15 protein-coding genes and 1 other annotated feature are annotated in these 15,376 nt (G+C 29.9%); of the genes, 2 read left to right on the top strand and 13 right to left on the bottom strand.

The window, feature by feature from the left end; translation table 11 throughout:
* The first annotated feature begins 185 nt into the window (after positions 1 to 185).
* On the top strand, positions 186 to 704 hold the full coding sequence (locus HMPREF1253_RS00060) for an adenine phosphoribosyltransferase (RefSeq protein ID WP_023054724.1): 519 nt from the start codon (positions 186 to 188) through the stop codon (positions 702 to 704).
* Positions 705 to 717: 13 nt separating this feature from the next.
* Here HMPREF1253_RS00060 and HMPREF1253_RS00065 read toward each other — a convergent pair whose 3' ends face one another.
* From HMPREF1253_RS00065 to HMPREF1253_RS00090, 6 genes are read right to left on the bottom strand one after another with little or no spacing between them, the layout of a single operon-like run.
* Complete coding sequence (locus tag HMPREF1253_RS00065; protein ID WP_023054738.1) at positions 718 to 1,161, bottom strand: PaaI family thioesterase; 444 nt, start codon at positions 1,159 to 1,161, stop codon at positions 718 to 720.
* A gap of 1 nt (position 1,162) precedes the next feature.
* Complete coding sequence (locus HMPREF1253_RS00070; protein WP_023054730.1) at positions 1,163 to 2,206, bottom strand: DNA polymerase IV; 1,044 nt, start codon at positions 2,204 to 2,206, stop codon at positions 1,163 to 1,165.
* Positions 2,207 to 2,824 (bottom strand): HAD family hydrolase, encoded by a 618-nt coding sequence (locus HMPREF1253_RS00075; protein WP_023054728.1) that lies wholly within the window; start codon positions 2,822 to 2,824, stop codon positions 2,207 to 2,209.
* Positions 2,821 to 3,960: a co-chaperone YbbN gene (locus tag HMPREF1253_RS00080; protein ID WP_023054731.1), complete on the bottom strand. Its 1,140-nt coding sequence runs from the start codon at positions 3,958 to 3,960 to the stop codon at positions 2,821 to 2,823. The genes HMPREF1253_RS00075 and HMPREF1253_RS00080 overlap by 4 nt, the downstream gene beginning before the upstream one ends.
* Positions 3,948 to 4,838, bottom strand: coding sequence for an NAD(P)/FAD-dependent oxidoreductase (locus HMPREF1253_RS00085; RefSeq protein ID WP_023054729.1), 891 nt, complete (start codon positions 4,836 to 4,838; stop codon positions 3,948 to 3,950). The genes HMPREF1253_RS00080 and HMPREF1253_RS00085 overlap by 13 nt, the downstream gene beginning before the upstream one ends.
* Positions 4,828 to 5,592 carry an Mrp/NBP35 family ATP-binding protein gene (locus tag HMPREF1253_RS00090; RefSeq protein WP_023054733.1) on the bottom strand — a complete coding sequence of 255 codons (765 nt, stop codon included), beginning with the start codon at positions 5,590 to 5,592 and terminating at the stop codon, positions 4,828 to 4,830. Before HMPREF1253_RS00090 ends, HMPREF1253_RS00085 begins: the two co-directional genes overlap by 11 nt.
* 197 nt (positions 5,593 to 5,789) lie before the next feature.
* On the opposite strand from HMPREF1253_RS00090, the gene HMPREF1253_RS00095 reads away from it, so the two are divergent.
* Entirely contained in the window at positions 5,790 to 6,077 is a 288-nt protein-coding gene (locus tag HMPREF1253_RS00095; protein ID WP_023054736.1) for a CC/Se motif family (seleno)protein, read from the top strand.
* A gap of 2 nt (positions 6,078 to 6,079) precedes the next feature.
* Here the strand turns inward: HMPREF1253_RS00095 and HMPREF1253_RS00100 are convergent, their stop codons facing one another.
* The 7 genes from HMPREF1253_RS00100 to HMPREF1253_RS09515 form a co-directional block, all read right to left on the bottom strand.
* Positions 6,080 to 6,679 (bottom strand): histidine phosphatase family protein, encoded by a 600-nt coding sequence (locus HMPREF1253_RS00100; RefSeq protein ID WP_023054734.1) that lies wholly within the window; start codon positions 6,677 to 6,679, stop codon positions 6,080 to 6,082.
* Entirely contained in the window at positions 6,676 to 7,671 is a 996-nt protein-coding gene (locus HMPREF1253_RS00105; protein ID WP_023054737.1) for an asparaginase, read from the bottom strand. Before HMPREF1253_RS00105 ends, HMPREF1253_RS00100 begins: the two co-directional genes overlap by 4 nt.
* Complete coding sequence (locus HMPREF1253_RS00110; RefSeq protein WP_023054726.1) at positions 7,668 to 10,313, bottom strand: valine--tRNA ligase; 2,646 nt, start codon at positions 10,311 to 10,313, stop codon at positions 7,668 to 7,670. The genes HMPREF1253_RS00105 and HMPREF1253_RS00110 overlap by 4 nt, the downstream gene beginning before the upstream one ends.
* 32 nt (positions 10,314 to 10,345) lie before the next feature.
* Positions 10,346 to 10,530: a binding site (T-box leader), on the bottom strand.
* A 35-nt stretch (positions 10,531 to 10,565) separates the two neighbouring features.
* Positions 10,566 to 12,353 (bottom strand): oligoendopeptidase F, encoded by a 1,788-nt coding sequence (gene pepF, locus HMPREF1253_RS00115; RefSeq protein ID WP_023054727.1) that lies wholly within the window; start codon positions 12,351 to 12,353, stop codon positions 10,566 to 10,568.
* Positions 12,354 to 12,361: 8 nt separating this feature from the next.
* Positions 12,362 to 13,351 (bottom strand): tryptophan--tRNA ligase, encoded by a 990-nt coding sequence (gene trpS / locus HMPREF1253_RS00120; protein WP_023054732.1) that lies wholly within the window; start codon positions 13,349 to 13,351, stop codon positions 12,362 to 12,364.
* A 7-nt stretch (positions 13,352 to 13,358) separates the two neighbouring features.
* Positions 13,359 to 14,636: an amidohydrolase gene (locus tag HMPREF1253_RS00125; protein ID WP_023054725.1), complete on the bottom strand. Its 1,278-nt coding sequence runs from the start codon at positions 14,634 to 14,636 to the stop codon at positions 13,359 to 13,361.
* A 132-nt stretch (positions 14,637 to 14,768) separates the two neighbouring features.
* The coding region (locus tag HMPREF1253_RS09515) for a copper amine oxidase N-terminal domain-containing protein (protein WP_023054735.1) at positions 14,769 to 15,376 on the bottom strand (608 nt) is incomplete at its 5' end.

Here is a 15,376-nt window from a genome sequence, read left to right on the forward strand (position 1 = left end):
TTTTTTTATTTTTAATTAAATTTTTAAATGTATTTAAACTAAACCATGATTAATATGATATTCTCTAAAACTTTCACGCCCTCTTACAAGTAACTGTAAATAATTATTTTGACTTTTCTTTTTTTCAAAAAATTTATAATTATCAACTTTTATTTCCTGTGTTATACTTTTATAGGGAGGTAGTTATGGATTTATCAAATAAAATATGTGCCATTAAGGACTATCCTAAAGAAGGAATAATTTTTAGAGATATTACTACACTTTTAATGGACAGGGATGCTTTTAAGGCGTCTATAGATCAATTGTCTGAAAAATTAAAAGATAAAAAAGTTGACAAAATAGTTGGTATAGAAGCAAGGGGTTTTATTTTCGGTACTGCTGTTGCTTATAAAATAGGTGCAGGTTTTGTTCCTGTAAGAAAGCCCGGAAAACTTCCTAGGGAAAAAGTTAGTGCTGAATATGAACTTGAGTACGGAAAAGATAAGGTTGAAATGCATTTGGATTCCATTAAAAAGGGCGAAAATGTTGTTATAATTGATGATCTTTTGGCTACCGGTGGAACTTCCAAGGCAACTGCTCAAATGGTGGAAAAACTTGGTGGCAAAATTCAAGGACTTTTATTTTTAGTTGAGCTTATAAGTGAAGGTTTAAATGGTCGTGAAAATTTAAAAGACTATCCTGTAGAGTCTTTAATAAAATATTAAAAAAAGAGTGTCTTTATTGACACTCTTTTTCTTTTACACCAAATTTTCTTTTTATGGCTTCTATATTTACTCTGTAAAAATTAAAAGTCCCCAGGGCTAAAAGTTTTTTGTTTTCGTCTAATATTTCTACTTCAATAATGTTATTTTTCATTCCACTGCTTACATATTTTGAATGAGCGTAAACTGTTCCACCTTTGACATTATTTACAAAATTCATGGATCCTTGTAAGGTTACGGATTCTTTTCCATCGCTTGCAAGTAAAAGACCAGCTGCTGTGTCTGCTAACATAAAAAATACTCCTCCATGAAATATTCCATATCCGTTTATGTGTTTGTCTTGACCCTCCATTTTAATTATTAGTCCGTCTTTTTCTTTTTTTACAAAGGAAATATTGTTATTTTCAATAAAGGGTCCTTTTAAATATTGTGATTCTTTTTCTTCTTTTTCTCTTTCCAAATTAAAGTCCTCCTAAAAAGTTAAGTTGTCTTGTGTTTAAGTCTATTAAATTTGAACCTGAAATTCCCAGAAGTCTTATTTTTTTATCAGGTTTTATGTTTTCATATAAATCAAGGGCTATTTTTTCAATCTCTTCTTTTTTAAAAACTAAGGTTAAAAATGTTTTGCTCATTGTGTGAACTTTAAAATCTTCTGTTTTTAGTTTTAAAGTAAGAGTATTTGCCCCTAAGTTATATTTTATAAAATCTTGAGAAAGTTCTTCTGAAAATTTATTAATATAATCTCTGATTTGTTCTTCATCTGATGTGCTTATAAAAGTTCTCTCAACTCCCATGGATTTTCTGTCCCTAATAGGCTCAACTTTTCTCTTGTCTATTCCCCTTATTCGGTAAAATAATTCATGCCCGAACCTTCCAAACATTTCCACTAAAAATTCTTCGCTTAAAGTGTAGAGATCTTTTACCGTATTTATTCCTATTGCTCTTAATTTATTTTCACTTTTTTTGCCTATTCCGTGAACTTTACTGATATCAAGGGGAATTAAAATTTCCGGCACCATTTTTTCTGAAATATATTTAAATCCGTCAGGCTTATTCCACTCACTTCCAAGTTTTGCCAAAAATTTATTGTAAGAAAGTCCACAGGAAATGTTAAGTCCTGTTTTATTTTTTATTTCCAATTTTAAGTCGTAACAGAACTTTATTTTGTCCAATTTTAAATTTGTTATATCAAGGTATGCCTCATCTATAGAAACTTTCTCTACGAGGCTCGTATGGCTTCTGAGAATGGAAAAAACTCTTTCGCTCATCTCCTTATATCTATTCATTCTTCCTGGAACGATAATTACGTTGGGGCAGAGATTTTTTGCCATAAAAATAGGCATAGCTGAATGAAGTCCATATTCTCTTGCTTCATAATTTGCAGTTGTTATAACTCCTCTTTGGCTTCTTCCTCCCACAACCACAGGTTTTCCTTCTAAGTCTGGGTTATCAATTTCTTCAACGGAAGCAAAAAAGGCATCAATGTCAACATGGACAATTCTCATTTAACTCCACTCCAAATTTTTATATCCTTCTTTTTTTACTTTGGAATTTATTAAATATCTGTTTTTTACCAGTTCAAGCATATATCTGTCATCTTTATATGAATCTGAAAATCCCAAAGAATTTTCATAATCTATTTGAAAATCTTTTTCTTCTAAATGTTTTTTAATTTTTTTTACTTTATTTTTCCCCTTGTTGTTTCCGCCTATAATATTGAAATTTTCATCAAGACCTGTTCCTATTAAATAATCAACCTTAAGTTCTTTTGCTGCATATTTCATATATTTTTCAAAAGATGCAGAAACCAACATTATATAATAATCATCTCTAAGCTCATCTAATTTTTTTAAAGCATCTTTATAATAGAGTTTGCTCAAATCTTCTTTTACAAATTTCTCCAAGTCTTTTTCGTCTAAAAATTTAAAAATTTTTGCAATTTCATTTTTTAAATTTTCATAATCCCTTCCAAATAAAGAACCTAAAGCCCTATAAAACAATTTAAAATAAAGAGGAATTATTTTTATACCAAATCTATTTTTAAATTTTTTAAATAGGACAAAAATACTGTCCCTATCTGTTATAGTCTTGTCAAAATCAAAAAAAGCAACCTTTTTTATCATACTTCCTCCAAAGCATCCAACAAATCGTCATAATTAATTTTTCCCGTAAACCTTTTAAATTCTTTTCCACCTTTAAAAATAATACTTGTGGGATAAGCTCGAATTTTAAATTTTTCCCTTATTAAACTTTCATTTGTAAGGTCCATATAATAACTTACAAAATTCATTTCCTTGTGGGCATCTTTAATAATTTCAAGAGCTCCCTCACAATGGATGCAGTTTTGAGAGCCAAATATTATAATACAATCTTTTTTATGGGAATAAAAATTTTTGTAATTTAAGATTGTGGATCCGCTGTCATTTATTTTTTTTGCCTTTCCTGCCGCCTGTTTTTCTTGCAAATTTCCATATAACTTTAAATATTGCCAAACAGGTTTTCCAAAATCTAAATTTATTTCTTTTTCTGAAAAATAGCAATAATCAATTGGATCTTTTAAAAATAAAAAATCAGTTAAATGTTTATCTTTATTAAATTTATAAATAAGACCGAAATCATTTAAAACTAAAAAAGTATCTGAACCTATTCTTTTTGCATCAGCTCTTTTGCAATTTTTGAATAAAAAATCATTTATATCGCCAATTAAATTGGCATTTTTATAATTGATTTCCATCAAAATCTCTTTTGTAATAGGTGAAACTTCTAAAACTAGGCTTAAATTTTTTTCTGCAACTATTAAAAGATGGGATTCTCCAAAATTTCCCCTTTGTATAAAGTGAGCTTTTTTAAAAGAATCAACTTTTAAATCTTGAGCTTTTAAAGAATATACCTTCTCTTTTTTTTCGTCTAAAATGTATATTTCATCTTTTTTAACAATTAAGAGATTCCCGTCTTTGAATCTTAAATCCCCCTGGTCTGCATAGATATTTGTGCAAATTTTGTCTAAGGCTAAAATATTTTTATCTATATAAAAAGCTTCTTCTTCATTTTCCTCATAAACTTTGCTTACATTTTCATCAACTAAAAAATAATTGTGGCTGAAATCTAAGATTGTATTTTTAAAAGCCCTATTTTTAGATTTATTTTCAGAAATATAATTTTCTTCGTTTATTTTCCAAAAAGAGCCTTCTTCTTCTCTTATAAGTTTTTTATCCTTGTATAGATAAACTTTTCCCATAGAGGAAATTAATTTATACATTTTCTAAACACCTTTCCTACTGAAATTGCAGCAGATGCTCCTTGAGATATAGATGTGATAAGTTGACCCTTGGAATGTCTTGTGCAATCCCCTGCCGCATATATCCCTTCTACATTTGTCATTTCATTGTTATCTACAAGAATATAACCATCTTCCATGTCTATGAGTCCTTTAAAAATTTCTGTGTTGGGTTTAAAGCCTGTGTAGATAAAAACTCCGTGAGTTTTTACAATTTCTTTTCCCTTATCAGTATCAAACTCTATCCGGTCTTCATAAATATCTCTTGCTCTATAATTAAAATAAAATTCTATATTTTTTATAGATTTTGCTTTTTCATAAGAATAAATATCTGCATCAGCCTTATCCTTATCTGTAAAAACTTTTACAGAATTTACAATGTTTGAAAGATATATTGCAGAATCAACTCCATTATTACCTGCTCCTATAACCGAAATATCTTTGCCCTTGAAATTGTTTCCGTCACAAAGAGCACAAAAAGATGTATTTACATAATTATGAATGAAAATATCTCCTTCAACTGGTCTACTTCCCGTTGCTATAATTATTTTTTCACTTTCAATGTCCCCTTGTCTTTTTGTGCTTATAATAAAGGACCTATCTTTTTTCTTAATTTCTTTTACTGTTGTCCTTATAAAATCTATATTAAATTCGTTTAATTGGGCTCTTAAGTTTTCTATAAATTTTCTTCCAGAGATTTCTTTTATTCCAGGATAATTCCTTATATTTATAGCTTCTAAAATATTTCCGCCGAATTCTCCTTTTTCTAAAACTATGTGGTGAATTCCAGCTCTTGATAAATATAAAGAAGCACTTAAACCTGCAGGTCCGCCGCCGATTATTACAACTTTAGTTTTCAAGTTTTTTTATCTCCTCAACAGTATTTTTTATTTCTTCAACATAAATTTCGTCCCCATAGCCTGCATCTATATTTTCCCTAAAAGTTTGGTCCATAGGTAATTTTGAAAAACATGGAATTTTATATTTTTTTGCCAACTCCTCAACTTTACTTTCTCCGAAAATATAATGAGTTTTTCCACATTGATCGCACTTAAAATAGCTCATATTTTCTACAAGAGAAAGAACCTTTATTCCCATAAGTTTTGACATATTAATAGATTTTTCAACTATCATTTCCACAAGACTTTGAGGTGTTGAAACTATTACTACCCCGTCAATAGGAAGAGACTGATAAATTGTAAGGGCTATATCTCCAGTTCCAGGAGGCATATCAACTAACATATAATCTATTTCTCCCCAGCGGACATCTTTAAAAAATTGTTGTATTCCTTGACCTATTATGGGGCCTCTCCACAAAACAGGTTGGGTAGGATCGCCTAAAATTAAATTTACTGAAATAATTTTTATTCCTGCATCGGTTACTTTCGGCATTATTTCACTTCCGTTGGAAAAAACCTTATCTTTAATTCCAAATCCTTTAGGAATTGAAGGACCTGTTATATCCGCATCAAGAATTGCAACTTTTTTTCCTTGTCTTGTCAGTTCAGAAGCTATAGCCGTTGTTACAAAACTTTTCCCAACACCACCTTTTCCACTTACAATTCCTATTACATGCTTAATATGTGAATTTTCATTTTCTTTAAATTTTTCCATTAAAATTTCTCCCTTTATTTTATAAATTAAAATAATTTTTATTAAATTTTTTCTTATATATAAGTTTTACCCTTAAAAAATAAAAAACTAATATTAAGAATTCCCTTTTATAATTGTAACTTATATTTTCATTTTTACCTAAAAAATATTTAGGCCTAAGTCTTTTAAAATAATGTTATAATAAATGTGGTGATAATATGAAAATAATTTTTAATAAGGGTACAAGAAAATATATTGAAGAAAAAAATATTAAAGCCCTAACTGTAGATATGGGGCTTACTGGTTGCTGTGGTGTTCATGGAATAGTTGATCCTGAAGTTAAAATCGGTGTGCCTGATGTTGGAACTTACAATCTTTATAAGGAAGATGGTTTGGATATATATGTTAATAAAACTTTGCGTTTTAAAGACGATACTATGACTTTTGTTTTTAATAACTTCTTATTTACAAAAAAATTAGCCGTAGACGGTTACGACTACGACTGATTTTAAATTGTGCTCCTATTATTTTTAGGGGCTTTTTTTATTATATTAAATTCTCCATTTTTGTAATCTATAATATTGTAGCTTGCGTTTCTCCTCACTCTGTTGTCCCAAAAATTATTTACATCTATTCCTTCAATGTAATTTAAAATTCCGCAAAGGGTAACTCCATGAGTAACTATAAGAACATCTTCATAAGATTTTCCTATTATAAACTCTTCAAAAAAATTTTTAACTCTTTCCATTAAATCCCAAAGAGATTCTCCATCTTTTCTTTGGTATTGTCCCGGATTATAAAAATACTTTTCATATAAATCCTTATCTTCAATTTTTATTCTTTCTAAATTTTTCCCGCTCCAGGACCCTACATCTATTTCTCTTAAGAGTTTTGTTCTTATAATTTCACTTTCCGGAGCTATTATTTTTGCACTTGTAATTGCTCTTTGAAGATCTGAAGAAAAAACTTTGTTGAAATTACTTTTTATAAGGCTCAAATCTTTTGCCATTTTTATTCCGTCTTCCGTTAACTGGGAGTCTAAAATTCCTTGGTTTATTTTTTTAACATTCCACTGTGTTTCTGAGTGTCTTGTTAAATATATTTTCAATCTTCACCTCTTAAAATATCCTTGTTTATTTTTTTATAAAATAATTTTCTTACCTCATCATAATCTTTTGTAATGGCAAGTATCCACATTAATTTTACTAAACAGGCTTCAACGGTCATATCATAAGCTTCTATTACCTTTTGACTTTTTAAAAATCTATAACCTACTTCATAGGTCATGGCATCTGAGCCTTCAAGCATAACTTGAGTTGCTATTACTACTATTTTATCTTTATGCTTGTTTAATTCTTTTAAAAAGTTCCTTCTTGATTCAAAGGGTATTCCTCCTACCCCGTAAGTTTCAAGTATGACTCCGTCATAAAATTTAAAAATATAATTTAAAATGTCTGGCTCCATTCCCGGAGTTAATTTTAAATTAAAAACTTTAGGATTTAATTTATCATAAAATTTTACTTCTTCTTTATTTACTTCTTCATCAACGTAGCGATAAATTTTATTTCCGTCAATAAATGCCGCATTGGGATAGTTTATGGAATCAAAGGCTGAAAAAGATTTGCTTCTTAATTTTTTTGCTCTCGTTCCAACTATAGCTTTTCCGTCAAAAACTATATAAACACCTCTTACATTGTCCTCAGAGGCAAATCTTATGGCATCTTTTAAATTTTTTATCCCATCAGTTATTCTTTCACTTATGGGTTTTTGTGCTCCCGTTAAAATAATGGGCTTTTCGCTATTTTGTATTAAATAGGAAAGAGCTGCTGCTGTAAATGCCATAGTATCTGTTCCGTGAGTTATAACAAAGCCGTCATAATCATAATTTTCTTTTATAACTTCGCTTATCTTTATCCAATGCTCTGGTTCTATATTTGTTGAATCTATATTTAATACTTGTTTTACTTTTACATTAGCAAATTCTTTTACTTCAGGAACAAATTTTAAAAGTTCATCTGCTTGAGTTGAGGGGCTTAAACCCATATCTGTATGAACGGAGGCTATTGTGCCTCCTGTTGCTATTAATAATATATTTTTCATTTAATTTTTACTTCTACGTCTTTTAACCTTGCTTCTATTTGAAGGAGCATATCTTTATATTTTGCCAGTTTTTCTTTTTCTTCATCTACAACTTTTTTAGGTGCCTTGTCTACAAAGCCCTTATTGTTTAATTTTTTGTCTGCTCTTTCAATTTCGGATATTGTTTTTTCTCTGTCTTTTTTTAATCTTTCAAATTCTTCTTTATAATCAATTAATTCACTTAAAGGTAAAAGAAGTTCAGATCTGTCCAAAACTATGGAAATAAAATCATCTTCAATTTTTTCTTCAGCCATTTCAATGGCACTGGCAGAAGCTAAATTTATAATTTGATTTTTATTTTCCATAAATATTTTCTTTATTTGCGGATCAGAAGTCTTTACAAGAATCTTTGATTTTTTTGAATTTGCTATATTCATTTCAGCTCTTCTATTTCTTATTGCCTTTATAGCTTCTTTAATGTATTCAACTTCCCTTTCTTCCATAAATTTTAATTGTTCATTAAATTCAGGGAAAGTTTCAATTATTAAAGCTTCTTTTTCATGAGGAATATGTCCGTAAATTTCTTCCGTTATAAAAGGCATGAAGGGATGAAGAAGTTTTAAAATGTCAGTTAAAACATAGAGAAGAACATTTTTTGCAACTTTTTTAGATTCTTCATCTTGTCCATAAAGTCTTGGCTTTACCATTTCTATATACCAGTCGCAGAAATTTTCCCAAATAAAATTATATACATCTGTTGCAGCAAGACCTATATCATATTTATCTATCTTTTCTCTAACACTTTTTATTGCATCTTGAAGAGTTGATATAATCCATTTATCTTCGTTTTCAAGCGATTCTATTTCTATTTTTTCAAGTTTTTCATCTTCATCAAGATTCATTATTACAAATCTTGATGCATTCCAAAGTTTATTTGCAAAATTTCTTGCCGATTCAACTCTTTCTTGATAAAATCTCATGTCATTTCCTGGAGAGTTTCCTGTTACAAGCATAAACCTTAAAGCGTCTGCTCCATAATTTTCAATAATTTCAAGAGGATCAATTCCATTTCCTAAAGTCTTGGACATTTTTCTTCCTTGAGAATCTCTTACAAGTCCATTAAAAAAAACTGTTTTAAAGGGAACTTGCCCCATTTGTTCAAGGGATGAAAATATCATTCTTGATACCCAGAAGAAAATAATATCAGGTGCAGTAACAAGGACATCTGTTGGGAAGAAATATTCAAGGTCTTTTGTTTTATCAGGCCAACCTAAGGTCGAAAAAGGCCAAAGAGCTGATGAAAACCAAGTATCAAGAGTGTCTGGATCCTGTTTTATTGTAAGACCCTTATACTTTTCATCTTTACTTGGATCATTTCTTGAAACAATGGTTTCTCCCGTTTCTTCTACATAATAAACAGGAAGTCTATGTCCCCACCAAAGTTGACGTGAAATACACCAATCTCTAATATTTTCAAGCCAATTTACATAAATTTTTGCAAATCTTTCTGGAATGAAATCAATCTTCCCTTCTCTATAAGCTTCAAGAGCTGGTTTTGCAAGAGGTTCCATTTTAACAAACCATTGTTTTGAAATTAAAGGTTCAATTGTGGTTTTGCATCTTTCGCAAACTCCAACTTGGTGTGAATAATCTTCCACATGGCCAAAGTATCCCAATTCCTTAAAATCTTCAATTATTTTTTTTCTTGCTTCTTTTGTATCTAAGCCTTCATATTTTCCTGCAAGAGAATTTAAAATTCCATCGTCAGTAAAAACTCTCTTTTGTCCCAGTCCATGTCTTTCTCCAACTTCAAAATCATTAGGGTCATGGGATGGGGTAATTTTTACAACTCCTGAACCAAAATCCATTTCTACATATTCATCTGCTATTACAGGTATTCTCAAATTATCCATTACAGGAATTAAAACATATTTGCCAATTTTATCCTTATATCTTTCATCATTAGGATTTACTGCAACTGCTAAGTCTCCTGGAATTGTTTCAGGTCTTGTTGTTGCTATTTCAATTTGACCGCTTCCGTCTTCAAAAGGGTATTTAAAATACCAAATGTGACCATTTTGTTCCTCATGTTCAACTTCAGTATCTGAAATAGCAGTTTTGCAATGAGGACACCAATTTATAATTCTATCTCCCCTATAAATAAGTCCTTTTTCATAAAGTCTTATGAAAACTTCTTCAACTGCCTTTGAAAGATGTTCGTCAAGAGTGAAACTATCCCTTGTCCAGTCGCAAGAAACTCCCAATTTTTTTAATTGATTTTTTATATTTCCGCCATATTTATAGGTCCATTCCCAGGCTTCTTCTAAAAATTTTTCTCTTCCAATTCCCTCTTTAGTTTTTCCTTCACTTTTTATTTTTTCAACAACTTTTGCTTCTGTTGAAATTGATGCGTGATCAGTGCCTGGAACCCAAAGAGTTGAATATCCTTCCATACGTTTTGTACGAATTAAAATATCTTGTATAGTGTTGTTTAAAGCGTGACCTATGTGTAAGTTTCCTGTTACATTTGGCGGCGGCATAACTATTGTAAAGGGTTTTTTATTTTCGTCTATTTCCGGTGTGAAATATTTTCCATCCATCCAAAATTTATAAAGTTTTTCTTCAAAACTTTTAGGTTCATAAGTTTTAGAAAGTTCTTTCATTTTTCCTCCTCATAAAAAAAGCCTCTCATCCAAATAAGGACGAGAGACGCGGTACCACCTTAATTCCTCAAATTTGAGGCTCTTTAAAATCTCTAACGGGATCATTCGCCTAAAAGGTGCAAAAAAGCAACCTTCACAAAAATTTTTAAAGTCTTTCACCAAACGACTTTTCTCTAAATAAAAATTTTTTGCTACTCCTCTTTTTTATTGCAAATTTAATATTTTTAATCTTATATTAATAAAATTTTTTTGTCAATCAATAAGACTGTCTATCTTATCTATAATGCTTCCAATATAATCTATTGTGTTCATAAGAGGTTGATCTTTTGTTATGTCAATTCCTCCTAACTTAGCCAGTTCAACTGGAGTTTTTCTACCTCCACTTTTTAAAGCTTTTTTCCAATCATTAACTGCACTTTGTCCCTCTTCATAAATTCTATTGGCAATATTTGTAGAGATTGTAAGACCTGCTGAGTAAGTGTAGGAATAAAGTCCCATAAAATAGTGAGGTTGTCTCATCCAAGTAAGTTCAGCTCCCTCATCCATAATAACTTCATCGCCCCAGAATTTTTTAAGAACATCAAGTTTTATTTTAGAAAGAATATTTTCAGTTATAGGTTGACCCTTATCTACAAGGTAGTAAACTTCCCTTTGATAAGCAGCTTCCAACAAGTGAGTTACAAAGTTGTGGAAATATGTGTTGCCAATTAAATAAGATAAAATATATCTTATGAATCTTTTATCTTTTTCATCTTTTAAAAGACCTTTTACAAGTAACACTTCATTACAAGTTGAAGGTGCTTCAATAAAATATAAAGAAGGTTCTTCTTCAAGAACTGAATTTTCTTCTTGAGCATAGTGGAAATGGCAACCATGTCCGATTTCATGAACAAGAGTGAAAAGTTCACTAAATTCCCCTGTCCAAGATAATAAAATATAGGAGCCTCTCTTATAGGGTGATGCACAAAAACCACCCGTTGATTTTCCAATGTTACTTGCAAAATCTGTCCACCTGTCCTTATAAGAACTCATGGCAATTTTCAAATAATCTTCGCCCATTACTGAAAGGACTTTTTCTACATATTTTTTTGAATCTTCAATATTTATTTTTTTGTTGTAATCAGCATCAATTGGAAGTTTTAAATCTGAAAATCTTATTTGGTCCAAATTATAAAACTTTTTAATAAGTCTTGCATAATGTCTCATGTGAGGTGCCAAATATTTCATTATTAAATCTATTTGTCTGTTGTACATTTCTCTTGTAACATCTTGACTGAAAAGATGATAATCAATAAGAGAATCAAAACCTCTTAAACTTGCTTGAGTTTTTTCAATGTTTAAATAATTATCATAAATGGCTGCAAAGGTATTTTTATATTTTTCAAGACCTCTACTGAAAGATTGAAAGGCTTTACGCCTAACTTCAGTGTCTCTGTGATATTGGTAATAATTTTCGTAGAGAACAAAAGAGTTTTTATAAACTTTTCCATCCACTTCAAAATCTTCAAAGGTCATATCTTCCATTTTTGAAGTATCATAGATTCTTATGGGAGAATCTAAAGTATAGGAAAATTTTGAAAGGAGAAGCTCCTTATCTTTATCTAAAATGTGAGGTTTCTTTCTTAAGATTTTTTCAATAAAGCTGTGAAGTTCTTTATAATTTTTCTTATAGTCTTCTATTATTTTTTCGTCTAAAGAAATTAAAATATCACTTACAATACTATTTGCTTGTGCCATTTTAGGATATTCCATATTAAATTTTGAATTTAATATTTTTGCATCTTCATCAGTAAGGTCTACTGAAAGCATAAGGGATACATAATTTGCAAGAAGAGATTCCTTTTCCTTATATTTTTCATAAAGTTTTAAAAGTTTATATAAGTCATCTTTATTTTCAACTTTTTTAAAATTTACAATTTCTTCTGAAATTTCCATTGCTTTTTGTAAATCTTTTTTATAATCGTCAGTGTTTTTATAAAGTCTGCTTAAGTCCCATTTTTCATTTTCAGGAACTTCAGATCTTTTTCTTAATCCTTCCATATTCACCTCTACTTAGGAATAAATCCCATTTTTTTAAATACTTTTCTTACAGTTTTTTCTGCCAAGTAAGAAGCTCTTTCGTCTCCGTCCCTATAAACCCTTTCAAGATAATCTTTGTCTTTTCTATATTCTTCGTATTTATTTCTAATGGGCCTTAGACCGTCCACAACCACCTGTGCCAGCTCTTCTTTAAATACTCCATATCCAACACCCTCATATTTTTTAACTATCTCCTGAGGGCTAAGAGAGCTTAGAGAGGAATAAATATTAATCAAATTTTTTATTCCCGGTTGCTCATCACTGTAATTAATAATTCCAACAGAATCAGTAACTGCTCTTTTTATTTTATTTGCAGTTGCTTTTTCGTCTTCAATAATAAAAATTGAAGCATTTTCATCTTTATCCGACTTACTCATCTTTGAACTTGGATCCTGCAAAGACATTATTTTTGCTCCTAATTTTGGAGTTAAAATTTCAGGAATTGTAAAAGTTTCAGAATATCTCGAATTAAATCGTTGAGCTAAATCTCTTGTAAGTTCAAGATGTTGTCTTTGATCTTCTCCTACGGGAACATAGGATGTTTGATAAAGTAAAATATCAGCAGCCATTAAAACGGGATAATTTAAAAGTCCGGCGTCCACTTCTTTTACTTTTTTAGATTTATCTTTAAATTGAGTCATTCTTTCCAGTTGTCCAAGACTTGTTATAGTATTTAAAAGCCATCCCAATTCCACATGTTGATGAACATGGGATTGAATATAAATAATAGATTTTTTTGGATCAAGGCCTGCAGCTAAATACAAGCTTAAAACATCGAGACTTGCCTTTCTAAGTTCTTGGGGAACTTGGGGAATTGTAATTGAATGCATATCAACAATACAGTAAAGGCAATTATATTCTTCTTGCAGCTCTGAAAAATTTGACAAAGCTCCTAAATAATTTCCAAGTGTCAACTTTCCGGAAGGTTGGATTCCAGAATATACAATTTTTTTATCCATACTTTTCCTACCTTTGTAATATAGAGTCCATTGCTTCTTGGGCTTTTTTTATAATTTCTTTTTCATCTAAAGTTAAAAGTTTTCTATTTTCCATTAAAAGTTTTCCATCAACAATTAAAGTGTCAACATCTTCAGAGGAAGCTGAATAACATAAAGCACTGATTAAATTATTTTTTGGCGTGAAATTTATTGAATTTAAATTAAAAAGTGTTATGTCAGCAAGTTTTCCTTCTTTAATTTCTCCTGAATTAATTCCAAAAGCTTCAGCAGCATTTATAGTTGCCATTTTCAAAACTTCAATAGCCTTTACTGCCGTTGCATCTTTTTCAACAGCCTTGTTTACAATGCTTGCAATGTGAATTTCTTCAACCATGTTTAAATTATTGTTTGAAGAATCTCCGTCAGTGCCTAAGCAAACTTTAATCCCCTTATCAAGCATTTTTTTAACAGGAGTAAATCCGCTTGCAAGTTTTAAATTACTTGTAGGATTGTAAACCGGGTAAAATTCTTTATCTTTTACTAAATCAATCTCTTTATCGGTTATATGAGTACAGTGAGCGGCAATTGTTGGTTGATCTAAAAATCCTATAGAATCACAAAATTCAATTGGAGTCATTTTTCTGTCACGAAGAGCATCCTCAACTTCTCCTTCCGTTTCAGAAAGATGTATGTGAACCCTATTTCCACATTCCTTTACAATAGAAATTGTGTCCTTTAAAAATTTATCCGTTGAAGTGTAAATTGCATGAGGACCTGGGAAAATCTTAATTCTTCCATTAGCCTTGCCGTCATAATTTTTATATAAATTTCTCATGTCTGCAAATCTTTCTTCAGGTGAAGGCGGTCCCATTAAATCTCCAAGTCCTCTTGTAAGCATACCTCTCAATCCGCTTTTTTCTGTGGCCTCCGCAACTCTATCCATTTCATAATACATGTCGCAAAAAGTTGCAGTTCCTGATTTAATCATTTCAACCATAGAAAGAAGGGTTCCTATATAAATGTCATCTGGAGTTAATTTAGCTTCAATAGGCCAAATTTTATCTTCAAGCCATTCTTTTAATTTATAATCGTCTGCATAATTTCTAAGTAAACTCATTCCAAGATGGGTGTGAGAATTTATAAAAGCCGGTACCGCCAATTTATCAGACCCATCGATTATTTTTTCATCTTCAATATCTAAATTTTGTCCAATCTTTTCTATTAAATTGTCTTTAATATAGATATCTACTTTTTCTAAAATTTTTCCATTTCTCACATCAAGTGCTTTAATATTTTTTATTAACATAACTTCTCCTAAAATAAATCTAAACTTTTAATTTCCTATTTTTACATTATATCAAATAGAAATTTTTTTGTTTACATTTAAAAATTCAATAATAAAAAATGCTCCAATAATTAATTATTGAAGCACATTTTTTTATTTTGTAATTACTATTTTTTGATCATCTTTAAACCATTCAACTTTTGCCCCAAGACTTTCTCCTATAAATCTTAGAAGTCCATAAGCCCTATTATTTTTTATAAAAATCGGATTTGTTAATTTAACTTCTTTTCCATTTACCCTTGCAAGGTTTTCTCCTATTTTTATTTCTATTGTTACTTTTTTCTTTTGTTCTTTTATCCTTACAAGCGAATTTTTTTCATCCCATTCAATTTTTGCTCCAAGGCTTTCTCCTATAAATCTTATAGGTACCATGGTTCTATTGTTTAATATTATCGGTGGAGTGTCATTTAACTTTTCCTGTCCATCAACAAGAAATTTTTTAGAATTTATTTTTAGGACAATTTCCTTTAAAACTATATTTTTTTCTTCCTTGTTTATCTCTTCTACTTTTTTATTTTGACTTATTATGGAAAAATATCCGTAATCCCCCCTTTTTTCTTTTATTTTTTCAGGTTCGTTTATTTCTTTTACATAAACTTTTATATTTATATGGTCGATTTCTTTTTCATTTGGATTATCAGAAAGATATTTTGCTTCAAAAGATTTTTCTCCTAAACTGTCTAAAGAAATTTTTCCATTTT

Source organism: Peptoniphilus sp. BV3C26 (assembly GCF_000478985.1).
Lineage (GTDB): Bacteria > Bacillota > Clostridia > Tissierellales > Peptoniphilaceae > Peptoniphilus_B > Peptoniphilus_B koenoeneniae.

Bases quoted from the DNA above. Each gene is read 5' to 3' on its own strand.
- HMPREF1253_RS00070 (WP_023054730.1), bottom strand. From the start codon at position 2,206: ATGAGAATTGTCCATGTTGACATTGATGCCTTTTTTGCTTCCGTTGAA.
- HMPREF1253_RS00095 (WP_023054736.1), top strand. From the start codon at position 5,790: ATGAAAATAATTTTTAATAAGGGTACAAGAAAATATATTGAAGAAAAA.
- HMPREF1253_RS00080 (WP_023054731.1), bottom strand. From the start codon at position 3,960: ATGTATAAATTAATTTCCTCTATGGGAAAAGTTTATCTATACAAGGAT.
- HMPREF1253_RS00060 (WP_023054724.1), top strand. From the start codon at position 186: ATGGATTTATCAAATAAAATATGTGCCATTAAGGACTATCCTAAAGAA.
- HMPREF1253_RS00105 (WP_023054737.1), bottom strand. From the start codon at position 7,671: ATGAAAAATATATTATTAATAGCAACAGGAGGCACAATAGCCTCCGTT.
- pepF (WP_023054727.1), bottom strand. From the start codon at position 12,353: ATGGAAGGATTAAGAAAAAGATCTGAAGTTCCTGAAAATGAAAAATGG.
- HMPREF1253_RS00125 (WP_023054725.1), bottom strand. From the start codon at position 14,636: ATGTTAATAAAAAATATTAAAGCACTTGATGTGAGAAATGGAAAAATT.
- trpS (WP_023054732.1), bottom strand. From the start codon at position 13,351: ATGGATAAAAAAATTGTATATTCTGGAATCCAACCTTCCGGAAAGTTG.
- HMPREF1253_RS00090 (WP_023054733.1), bottom strand. From the start codon at position 5,592: ATGGAAAAATTTAAAGAAAATGAAAATTCACATATTAAGCATGTAATA.
- HMPREF1253_RS00075 (WP_023054728.1), bottom strand. From the start codon at position 2,824: ATGATAAAAAAGGTTGCTTTTTTTGATTTTGACAAGACTATAACAGAT.
- HMPREF1253_RS00110 (WP_023054726.1), bottom strand. From the start codon at position 10,313: ATGAAAGAACTTTCTAAAACTTATGAACCTAAAAGTTTTGAAGAAAAA.